Annotated in this window: 10 protein-coding genes and 1 pseudogene; 4 read left to right on the top strand and 7 right to left on the bottom strand. The window is 70.3% G+C overall.

What is annotated here, in order from left to right; genetic code table 11:
- Positions 1 to 561: 561 nt before the first annotated feature.
- Positions 562 to 729, top strand: a pseudogene (locus ABZ098_RS42635) (hypothetical protein); the annotation flags it as partial.
- A 165-nt stretch (positions 730 to 894) separates the two neighbouring features.
- Here ABZ098_RS42635 and ABZ098_RS42630 read toward each other — a convergent pair.
- The 7 genes from ABZ098_RS42630 to ABZ098_RS42600 form a co-directional block, all read right to left on the bottom strand.
- Positions 895 to 1,458: a zinc-binding dehydrogenase gene (locus ABZ098_RS42630; RefSeq protein WP_356600038.1), complete on the bottom strand. Its 564-nt coding sequence runs from the start codon at positions 1,456 to 1,458 to the stop codon at positions 895 to 897.
- Positions 1,459 to 1,649: 191 nt separating this feature from the next.
- Positions 1,650 to 2,126 (bottom strand): MSMEG_6728 family protein, encoded by a 477-nt coding sequence (locus tag ABZ098_RS42625; RefSeq protein ID WP_356600036.1) that lies wholly within the window; start codon positions 2,124 to 2,126, stop codon positions 1,650 to 1,652.
- Between the two features lie 9 nt (positions 2,127 to 2,135).
- The gene (locus ABZ098_RS42620; RefSeq protein ID WP_356600034.1) at positions 2,136 to 2,381 is read right to left on the bottom strand and encodes a DUF2945 domain-containing protein; all 246 of its coding nucleotides are present in this window, start codon (positions 2,379 to 2,381) and stop codon (positions 2,136 to 2,138) included.
- A 583-nt stretch (positions 2,382 to 2,964) separates the two neighbouring features.
- A complete protein-coding gene (locus tag ABZ098_RS42615) occupies positions 2,965 to 3,573 on the bottom strand; it encodes a hypothetical protein (RefSeq protein WP_356600032.1) in 609 nt (202 codons plus the stop codon).
- 76 nt (positions 3,574 to 3,649) lie between these two features.
- Complete coding sequence (locus ABZ098_RS42610; RefSeq protein ID WP_356600030.1) at positions 3,650 to 4,453, bottom strand: hypothetical protein; 804 nt, start codon at positions 4,451 to 4,453, stop codon at positions 3,650 to 3,652.
- Positions 4,450 to 4,824, bottom strand: coding sequence for a TraR/DksA C4-type zinc finger protein (locus ABZ098_RS42605; protein WP_356600028.1), 375 nt, complete (start codon positions 4,822 to 4,824; stop codon positions 4,450 to 4,452). Before ABZ098_RS42605 ends, ABZ098_RS42610 begins: the two co-directional genes overlap by 4 nt.
- A gap of 36 nt (positions 4,825 to 4,860) precedes the next feature.
- Entirely contained in the window at positions 4,861 to 5,187 is a 327-nt protein-coding gene (locus ABZ098_RS42600) for a TraR/DksA C4-type zinc finger protein (protein ID WP_356600026.1), read from the bottom strand.
- Positions 5,188 to 5,522: 335 nt separating this feature from the next.
- Between ABZ098_RS42600 and ABZ098_RS42595 the strand changes: the two genes are divergently transcribed.
- The 3 genes from ABZ098_RS42595 (at position 5,523) to secD (ending at position 9,951) form a co-directional block, all read left to right on the top strand.
- A complete protein-coding gene (locus ABZ098_RS42595; protein ID WP_356600044.1) occupies positions 5,523 to 6,476 on the top strand; it encodes a sensor histidine kinase in 954 nt (317 codons plus the stop codon).
- Positions 6,473 to 7,138: a response regulator transcription factor gene (locus tag ABZ098_RS42590; RefSeq protein ID WP_356600024.1), complete on the top strand. Its 666-nt coding sequence runs from the start codon at positions 6,473 to 6,475 to the stop codon at positions 7,136 to 7,138. The genes ABZ098_RS42595 and ABZ098_RS42590 overlap by 4 nt, the downstream gene beginning before the upstream one ends.
- Positions 7,139 to 7,719: 581 nt before the next feature.
- On the top strand, positions 7,720 to 9,951 hold the full coding sequence (gene secD, locus ABZ098_RS42585; RefSeq protein ID WP_356600022.1) for a protein translocase subunit SecD: 2,232 nt from the start codon (positions 7,720 to 7,722) through the stop codon (positions 9,949 to 9,951).
- Positions 9,952 to 9,989: the final 38 nt, after the last annotated feature.

The following is a 9,989-nucleotide window of genomic DNA, read 5'->3' as shown; positions in this document are numbered from 1 at the left end:
GTCTGGCCTAACAGCGACGGCGCACACATGTCGATATAACGGCCCGCGTTGTACACGGGCACCACGATGCTCACCTTGAGCATGAACGCTCCCCCAAACCGAGACAACGGACCACGTGTCTCGTTGTGCTTTGGACGTTCCGTTCCGACTCTCGCGAAGGCTGTCTCATCCGCAGCAATCGGATGACCGCCTCCGGAAGTGCTTCCTGTTCATCGCGGCTTCGGTACGGCGCCGGGGCCGCGTATCGGGTCGTGATCAATGAGTACCGCAGCTTCCGGGCGGATGCCCCTTGTGCTGACCCGGCCGGGGTACAGGCTCGGCGATCTGCGGCTGCGCGGCGTTGGCGCGCACGACCAGGAGCGATGGCCAAGAGGGCCGCGCGGCCCGAGGACCCCGGCCGCGTGTCCGCCGGACGGCGCGCCAGAGGATGGCGACCCGGTCCACCAGGAGGTCCGTCCTCCACTCGGCGTCCTCCGAGGACAGCCCGCCACCCGCCCCGGTCACGACCGCCAACCCTGCGAGGCCGAGATCGAGTCGATCTAGGTCGACACGCACGGCGCGATGGTGGTCGCGTTCGCCTTCACCGACCTGTTCAGCTTCCGTCTGCCGCCGAGGCCGAAGAACATCGGCAGCGTCTGCCCGTCCCGGCCAGACGACGCCCCGCCCGGCCGGCCGGCACTCGGCGCCTCGCTGACGACCCGGGCCGTCCCGTGCGGCCTGATCACCCAGCAGTACGACCAGACGGTCAGGTACTCCACCGCCCTGCTCCTTGACACTGCGGCGACCTCACGGAAGCGGAGTCGATCATCGCGGTCGTCCGTAGTCGTCGGCGACCGCGTCCACGTCCGCGTCACCGTGTCCGAGCCCCCTCTCTCTGGTCTCTGGAGTCGGAGGTCAGGCGGTGAGTGGGACAACGATGGCCTTGCCGTGCACCGCGCCTTCGGACGCGTGGGCGTGCAGCGCCGGCAGTTCGGCCAGCGGTACCCGCTCGGCGACGGCGACGCGCAGTTCCTCGCGGTCCACCAGCTCGACCAGGTGCGCCAACTGGTCCGCGTCGCTGCGGACGAACAGGTCGATGCCGCGCACGCCACGCTCCTCGTCGCTGGGAGCGGGCATCCACACGGTCGTGTTGACCAGGACCCCGCCCGGACGGACCAGCGTGACGAGCGCGGCGAGTTCGGCCGGATCGACCGGTGCGAGGTTGAGCACCATGTCGACCGGCTCGGTCACCTCGCTGGTCACACTCGTGGTGGTGTGATCGATGATCTCGTCGGCACCGGCGGACTTGACCGCCTCGGCGCTGCGCGGGCCGGCCGTGGCCACCACGCAGGAACGAGTGCTCTTGGCCAACTGCACGGCGTGACCGCCGACCGCCCCGCCCGCGCCGTTGATCAGCACCCGCTGTCCGGCCGTCAGCTTGCCGTGGTCGAACAGGGCCTGCCACGCGGTGAGGCCCACCAAGGGCAGTGCGGCGGCGTCGGACAGCGGGTCCGGTGCGAACCGGATCGGGCCAGGGGGGCGAGGAGGCGGGTGTCGAGGAGGCGGGGGTCGAGAGGCGGGTGTCGAGGAGGCGCGCCCGGTTCTCGCCGGTCCGCCTGGACCCGCGACGCGTCGGAACTGAGCCCGGCCCGGCTGTTCCCGGACCGCCGTCAGCGTGGTAGCCCTTCCCTGTCGGACGCGGGCCACACGTAGGGGAGGTCGTCGGGTACGCCGGGGAACCGCTCGCCGTACACCTCCGGGTCCTTGCGGACCAGGGCCGAACGATGACTTTCGTGGAAGGCCTCATCACCGTGCCAGGGAGGCAGTTCGCCCGCGGCCGCCAGCGCCGGCTGGTCACGCACCGGGGTGCCAGGGTGCAAGGCTGCGAGTCCGGCCACCAGCGAGGCGGCGCAGCTGTCCTGGTGCCCCTGTTCGCGCCAGACCCGGCAGACCTCCAGGCCGTACCGTACGAGGGCCTCCTCGTACCCCGCCCACATCCGTACGGCCGGATGCCGACGCCAGCCGTATCCCGGCACCGTCAGGCCGCGCAGGACCTGCAAAGCCTCGACCCGCTGTTTGCCCAGTCGACGCCGGTCCAGCAGCAGGGCCGTCTGACGGAAGTCCGGGTGGGGCAAGAAGGTCTGCATCGAGCCCGCTCACTTCTTGCGCAGCGCGGACGGCTTGTGGACCGCCGTACTGCCGGACTTGGCGCTGCGCACCTCGTACTGCGGCTCGTCCGGTGAAGCGGCCACGGTGCGGCCCGCCGCCTCGGAGCGTCGAGTGAGCTTGCGGACGACCGTGCCTTCGGCGGTGCTGCCGTGGCTCTTCCAAGTGACCTTGTCGCCCCGGGTGACCTTCTCGCTCTTGGCCTTGCTCTTCGCCTTCTTCGCCTTCTTCGTCATCGCGGTTCCTCAGTTCCTCTCCGTCCATGACGTCATCGCCCGGTGCGAGTGCGCCCCTGTGCTCAAGGGGTGTCCGGCCTCCGTACGAGGCAGCGCACGACACGCGACACCCACAGCGCACCACGGGCGGCAGGGCCGCGCGAGCCGGTTGGGTGAGCTGCGGGCGGCGGGCGTGCGCACAGTCGTACGGCGCCGCTCCTTGCTGTCGACCAGGCGCGCGGCAACGAATCAAGCCCCCGTCGACGTCAACCGGACCCCGGCAGCGTCCACCCGGTCCGCGCCTTCTTGCCCAGCCTCCTCGACGGCGGCGACGCACGAGCCGCCTTCCGCGATGCCCGCGGTGGCCATCGAAGGCCAGCCGAGGCGCTGTCGTGGCGTCCAGCACAACGGATGACCGTCCCTTCCGTGCGGATGCGCGTCCTGCACCAATACTTCGGCACGGAAGTGGTGCTCGGATGCGTTCCACGGCTACAACTCAATGCTTCGCCGGGCTGCTACGAACCAGTCGGGCGGCGCGCACCGTCTCCCGGATCCCTGGGCCTTTGGTGACCATGACGTGCGAGGGGGGAACGCCGCGACCAGTTCAGGAGCTGGCGCGCCACTCTGCCAGAGCCGAATCCCATTGGGCGAGGTTGTACCGTTCCAGCCTGCGGTTCGCGTAGGTGTATGCGGCCAGGCCAAGGAGGGGAACGGCCATGGCGGCGAGGACTGCACAGACGATGGCGCTGTTGCGGACCTGTTCGGTGGTCAGCGGTGTGTCGGTGATCTTTCCTTCAGCGTTGATCCATATGCGGGTCGTGCTGCCGGCGGTCAGGCCGGGTTCGACGTCTGTCTTCGCCGTGCCGATGTGGCCTCGGGCGTCGGTGAAGCGGACGGTGACCGGGTACAGCGCCTTCTTCGCCTCATCGGATCCCGGTTCTGGATGCCGAGGAGCATCGTGCACGAGTACGGCGGGGGTGTCGTGCCGGGTGGCGATCTGATGCCGGGCGGTTTCCTCGTAGTGGCGGTGGGCCTTGTCGCCCACCAGGATCACGGCGGCGGGGGTGGCGGCCAGAACGGCCACGAACAGGCCCAGGGCGATCCAAGCCTGCGCAAGATCGGTACGACGGCGCAGCGGGTTGCGCCGCCATCGCCACAACAGGACGCGCGGGAGCTCTTCGGGAGGGTGTGCCGGGGGTAGTGCGCGGGCCATGTCTCTCCTTCCGCACGAACCTGACACCTCGCCGGGCGCTTGCTCGAGCTCGGGCCGGGAGCAGACCGGGGGCGGGCTAGGGGTGGTGTGCGGCGTCGGGGATTCCGCTCGCTGCGGGGTGGGCGTGGGCGGCTTGCAGAAGACGGGCGGCGCCGCGGACCGCCGCGGTGTGCGGGGCGGGCACGGGCCGGAGGGGAGCCTGCAACTGGCCGGTGAGGCGATGGGTCACGTCGGCTCGAAGCGCGCCCCCGCCGGCGAGCAGTGCACCCCGTTGGAGGGCGTCGAGCGTCTGGGAGGTCGGGTCCTGGTCGCGCATGGCGTTCACCATGGCGACGACCGCTTCGGTGATCCGCGCAGGTGGGATGAGGCTGTCCAGGTCGCTGGTGCCCAGGGTCGTGCAGCGGGCGTCGGTCACCGCACCGTCGGTGAGGAGGGTGACCTCGGTGAGATGGGCGCCGATGTCGACGACAAGCAGGGGGCCGGCCATCGCCACGGCCCGCGCGGTGGGGACGGTCAGCACGGTGCGCGGGCGCAGGACCCCGACCGCGATGCGGGCTTCGGCTCGGAAGGCGATGCCGCCCAGTACGGGAGTGGTCAGGATCAGCAGGGGGCGGCCGAAGCGGGGCAGGCGGTGGCCGAGCAACCGGTCGAGCATCCGGGCCGTTCCAGGGGTGTCGACGATCGCTCCGCGCTGGACGGGGTGAGTGGCGCCGGCGCCCGAGAAGGTGACGGTGGGCACGTCGAGGATCATGCGCCGTCCGGACGTCCAGGCCCGGGTGCGAGCGCTGCCCAGGTCGAGGGCGATGCCGTGGCACCGTCGGCACCAGGGCCACGAACGGTGCCGGGTGTGCGCGGAACGGGGAACGGGGGCGGTGGTCACCGGCCGGCCTCCCTCACCTGCTGGCAGCGGGCGCAGTAGCGGGCCTGCGGCACGATCATCAGTCGTGCGTGGGCGATGGGCCTGCGGCACAGGTCGCATGTGCCGTAGCGGCCCTGGTCCATCCGCTCGAGGGCGGCTTCGACGTCGGCGAGGACCATACGGGCGGAGGCGGCGAGCTTGACGCGGACCTCGATCTGGGAAGACGCCTGAGGGGCACGCAGCGCGTCGGCGCGGGACGCGGCGGCGGCCGAGAGCTGTTGCAGCTGTTCCTGGCGGAACAGGCGTTGCTCGTGGAGGTTCTCGCGCAGTGCGGCGAGGTCCTCGATCGACAGGGTCGCGTGCCGGTCGTCGATGATCTGATGGTTCACCAATTCACCCCTCGGGCAGGGCGGGCGGACGGGCGGTCGTCAGACGGTGTTGCGCTGGCAGGGGACACAGAACGGCGTGTAGGGCAGGATCTCCAGGCGCTCGACGGGAATGGGCTTGGAGCAGCTTCGGCAGATGCCGTAGCTGCCGTCCTGGACACGGGCGAAGGCAGCCTCGACCTCGGTGAGGACCCGCTGGATGGTGTCTTTCTGCGCGGACATCACCCCTTCCTCCGCCGCCGACCCGGCCTCGTCGATGGCCTGTAGCTGCGTAACGCGGGATGTGCGTTCGTGTTCGAGGCGCTGACGTGCCTCGTGTGCCGTCAGCCGCTCACGGCAGGTTCCGGCCTGGGGCGTATCGAGCGACATGACGGTTCCTTCTTTCAACGAAGCGGATACGGCGAGGAGGGGGCTTTGCGGTGGGGCCCAGAAGTCAGAGACGGGGGTTCTTGCCTCCACCGTGGCCGCACTGCCCCGCGGAACCCATCGGGCGCGATACCCATCTGCGGCACGGCCCAGGCCCCATCGCGGCGTGGGCAGGCCAGGGCTGAGAAATGGGCACTGGGCCCCATCGACGGCGCAACGGACAGCGGGCAGCCTGGACAGCAGGCCGGTCAGAACCAGTGGACGCAGCTCTCGCTCGGGGTGTGCGGTGACCGACAGTAGAAACAAAGCCGCGTCACATGAAGAAAGGCGTCGTCCCGGTGTCCCTGTTCTGGCGGATCTTCGCGCTCAACGCGGTCGTGCTGGGAAGCGCCACCGCGCTGCTGCTGTGGGCTCCGGTGACCGTCTCCGTACCGGTCCTGCTGACCGAGGCGATCATCCTCGTGGCCGGTCTGGCCGTCATGCTGGTCGCCAACGCGGCCCTGCTGCGGATCGGCCTGGCCCCCCTCGACCGGCTCACGCGGCTGATGACCACCGTCGATCTGCTGCGTCCCGGCCAACGGCTGCCGGAACGCGGCCGCGGTGAGACAGCCGACCTGATCCGCACCTTCAACGCCATGCTCGAGCGCCTCGAGCACGAACGGGCCTCCAGCAGCGCCCGCGCCCTGTTCGCGCAGGAAGCGGAACGACGCCGTATCGCCCAGGAACTGCACGACGAGGTGGGCCAGAGCATGACCGCGATCCTGCTGTCGCTGGAGCGGGCCGCCGACGAGGCGGACGAGCCCCTGCGCGGTGAACTGCGGCAGGTGCAGGAGATCACCCGAGGGAGCCTGGACGAGGTACGGCGTCTCGTACGCCGGCTGCGGCCGGGCGTGCTCGAGGACCTCGGCCTGGTCAGCGCCCTGACCTCGCTGACCGGTGAGTTCGCCACCCACGTAGGGCTGCGCGTGGTGCGCCATTTCGACACCGGGCTGCCCGTGCTGGACCAGCAGACGGAACTGGTGCTGTACCGCGTCGCCCAGGAAGCCCTGACCAACGCGGCTCGCCATGCCGAGGCCGAAAAGGTGGAGGTGAGCGTGCGTCACACCGACGGGGCGGTGGTGCTGGCCGTGGTCGACGACGGCCGCGGCACCGGGGGCGCCGCAGAAGGGGCGGGAATGCGCGGAATGCGCGAGCGGGCCCTGCTGATCGGGGCCACCCTGGATGTCACCTCCCAGCCGCAGGCCGGTACGGCGGTCCGGTTGACCGTGCCCCTCCTCAGGAAGCAGCCATGACCACGCCCCACTCATCCGTGATCCGTATCCTCCTTGCCGACGACCACGCGCTGGTACGTCGCGGCGTGCGGCTCATCCTCGACCGGGAGCCGGACCTCGAGGTCGTCGCCGAGGCCGGCGACGGCGCGGAGGCCATCGAGCTGGCCCGCACCCATGAGGTCGACCTGGCGGTGATGGACATCGCCATGCCCCGGATGACCGGCCTGCAGGCCACCCGGGAACTTCTCGCCCTGAAGCCCGGAGTGCGGGTGCTGATGCTGACGATGCACGACAACGAGCAGTACTTCTTCCAGGCGCTGAAGGCCGGCGCCGGCGGATACGTGCTGAAGTCCGTGGCCGACCGCGACCTGGTCGCGGCGTGCAGGGCCGCCATGCGGGACGAGCCCTTCCTCTACCCCGGTGCGGTCACCGCCCTCATCCGCAATTACCTCGACCGGGTCCGCAATGGTGAGGAGCCGCCCGAGCAGGTGCTGACCGCTCGCGAGGAGGAGGTCCTCAAACTCGTGGCCGAGGGCCACTCCTCCAAGGAGATCGCCGAGATGCTCTTCATCAGCATCAAGACCGTCCACCGGCATCGGGAGAACCTGCTGCACAAGCTCGGCCTGCGTGACCGCCTGGAACTCACCCGCTACGCGATCCGCGCCGGCCTCATCGAAGCCTGAACGGCCATCCGCGTCAGGGCTTCTGCCCGATACCCGGCCGGGCCTGGGAGTCCGCACGCTGCCGGCAAGGCCGTCACCGATATGGAGTGGGAAGGGGGGATGACCCACTTCACGCATGCCATTCCGCGCACGCGCGGCCCGGGCTCGGCCCCGGTATGGGCCGTCTTGCTCGCCGTTGTCCTCACATTGCTCGGCCCCTGTGACCTGAGTAGTGCGCACTTCCATGCAGAGGTCGGCGCGGGGCACCCGGCGGACAACAAGTCATCGCACGGCATGCGTCACGCAGACAACGCGGACCCGGCCATTTCCACCCCGGCCGTTCGCAATCAGCGTGATGCGACCGACGAACGCCATGCTCCGCCGACTTCCGGTTTCCCCGAGTCCCTTGGCACAGCCGCCGGGCCGCTCCGGCCGGCGCAGACCTCAGTGCCCCGGGAGGTCCCTCCGGCACCACAGCAGCCGGCGCACTCTCACGGGGTACGGGCACCCCCTCGCCCTCCGGCATCTGACCCTTCCCCCGCCCCTCTCCTTTCCTGACCGCGGTCACTGTCGTGGCCGCGGTGTGCCTGCCGGAGGCCCCTGTGAACCGATCCGCGCACATCAGAGGGCTGATCGCCCTCGCTGCCGTCGCCCTGTCCTTGTTCGTTGCGCTCACCGTCCCCGTCCATCTCGGACTCGATCTGCGGGGCGGCACCCAGATCGTGCTGGAGACCCGGCCCACCGCCGATTCAGGCGCTGACACCGAGGCCACGGACCGCACCGTTGAGGTCTTGCGCGGCCGTATCGACGCTCTCGGTGTCGCCGAACCCACCATCGCCCGCTCCGGCAACGACCGGATCATCGTCGAACTGCCCGGCCTCCAGGACCCCCGGAAGGCAGCCGAAGTGCTCGGCCGCACCGCCCAGCTCACCTTCCACCAGGTACTGGGCACGGCAGCCGACGCCGACGACCTGCCCGAACCGCTGCCCAAGCGGCCCCGTGAGCAGGTGCTGGCGGATGAGTCCGGCCAACTACTGCGCCTGCGAGCGGCCTCACTGACCGGCAAGGACGTCGAGGAGGCAGCCGCCCGCTTCGACCAGCAGGGCGGCGGCGGATGGCATGTCACCGTCGACTTCAGAGGAGCAGGAGAAAGGGGCTGGGCCCGCCTGACCGGTGAGGCCGCCTGCCATGCGGCCGGAGACCCGGGCCGCCGGGTCGCCATCGTCCTGGACGACAAGATCATCTCTTCGCCGCAGGTCGATCCCTCCGTCGCCTGCCGCTCCGGCATCAGTGGCGGCTCCACCCGGATCACCGGCACCTTCGACGACAGCGAAGCCAAGGAGCTGGCCCTGCTCATCAACGGCGGCGCCCTGCCGGTACCGGTCGAGACCATCGAACAGCGCACCGTCGGCCCCACCCTGGGCGCCGACGCCATCACGGCCAGCGCCTGGGCCGCCGTCATCGGCACCGCGCTGAGCTCGCTGTTCATCATCGCCGTCTACCGGATCATGGGTGTTCTCGCCACCGTGGCCCTGGCCTGCTACGGCCTCATCTCCTACGCCGCCCTCGCGGCTCTCGGCGCCACCCTCACCCTGCCCGGCCTCGCCGGCTTCGTGCTGGCGATCGGCATGGCGGTGGACGCCAACGTGCTCGTTTTCGAACGCGCCCGTGAGGAGTACACCTCGGGTCACCGCCCCACCCCACGATCGTCCCTCACCTCCGGATTCCGCAGGGCCTTCAGCGCGATCGCCGACTCCAACATCACCACTCTCATCGCCGCCGGACTGCTGTTCTTCCTCGCCTCCGGGCCCGTGCGCGGCTTCGGTGTCACGCTCGGCATCGGCGTCCTGGCCTCCATGGTCAGCGCGCTCGTCATCACCCGTGCCCTCGCCGACTACGCCATCGCCCGCCCCCGCCTGCGCCGCCTGCCCCGCCTCACGGGCATCGCCCACACCGGCGCCGTCCGCGCCCGCCTCAGCCGCACCAACCCGAACCTGATGCGCCACCCGCGCCGGTGGCTGGCCGCCTCCTGCGTCGCCCTCGTCCTGGCCGCCTCCGGCATCGCGGTACGCGGGCTCGACCTCGGCGTCGAGTTCACCGGTGGCCGCCTCATCGAATACACCACGGCCGCCCCCGTCGACCCAGGCCGGGCCCGCGCAGCTCTCGCCGACGCCGGGTTCCCCCGAGCCGTCGTCCAGACCTCCGGCGACAACCAACTCACCGTCCGAACCGAGCACTTGAGCAACACCCAGGCAGCGGCCATCACCGACACCGTCACCGACCTGACCCACCGAGCCGACAAGATCCGCGACGAAGCCATCGGCCCCAGCCTCGGCGAGGAACTGCGCCACGGCGCCCTCACAGCTCTCGTCGTCGCCCTCGGCGCGCAACTCATCTATCTCGCGGCCCGCTTCCGCTGGCTGCTGGGAACCTCCGCGGTCGTCGCCCTCGCCCACGACGTCGTGATCCTCATCGGCGTCTTCGCCTGGCTCGGCAAGACGATCGACGGCGCCTTCCTCGCCGCGCTGCTGACCGTGATCGGCTACTCCGTCAACGACTCCGTCGTCGTCTTCGATCGGGTCAGGGAGCTCGGACGCCGTGACCGCAGGGCGCCCCTCGACCGCATCGGCAACCAGGCGCTGTTGCAGACGCTGCCCCGCACCGTCAACACCGGCATGGGCGCCGCGTTCATCCTCACCGCGCTGGCCGTCCTCGGCGGCGACACCCTCACCGACTTCGCTCTCGCCCTCCTCATCGGCCTCGCAGTGGGGACGTACTCGTCGATGTTCACCGCCACGCCGCTGGCAGTCGAACTGCACAAGCGCCGCACTTAGGTAGAGCACGCCGCACTCTCAGGGCAGTCGGCATCAGG

It is taken from the genome of Streptomyces sp. NPDC006335, assembly GCF_040612795.1.
Taxonomy (GTDB): Bacteria; Actinomycetota; Actinomycetes; order Streptomycetales; family Streptomycetaceae; genus Streptomyces.
The sequence above is the reverse complement of the archived record's forward strand: the minus strand, read 5'-3'. Positions and strand labels throughout refer to the sequence as shown.

What these genes read in the sequence shown, in the direction of transcription:
- ABZ098_RS42625 (WP_356600036.1), bottom strand. Translation starts at nt 2,126, where the DNA reads ATGCAGACCTTCTTGCCCCACCCGGACTTCCGTCAGACGGCCCTGCTG.
- ABZ098_RS42620 (WP_356600034.1), bottom strand. Translation starts at nt 2,381, where the DNA reads ATGACGAAGAAGGCGAAGAAGGCGAAGAGCAAGGCCAAGAGCGAGAAG.
- ABZ098_RS42615 (WP_356600032.1), bottom strand. Translation starts at nt 3,573, where the DNA reads ATGGCCCGCGCACTACCCCCGGCACACCCTCCCGAAGAGCTCCCGCGC.
- ABZ098_RS42600 (WP_356600026.1), bottom strand. Translation starts at nt 5,187, where the DNA reads ATGTCGCTCGATACGCCCCAGGCCGGAACCTGCCGTGAGCGGCTGACG.
- ABZ098_RS42590 (WP_356600024.1), top strand. Translation starts at nt 6,473, where the DNA reads ATGACCACGCCCCACTCATCCGTGATCCGTATCCTCCTTGCCGACGAC.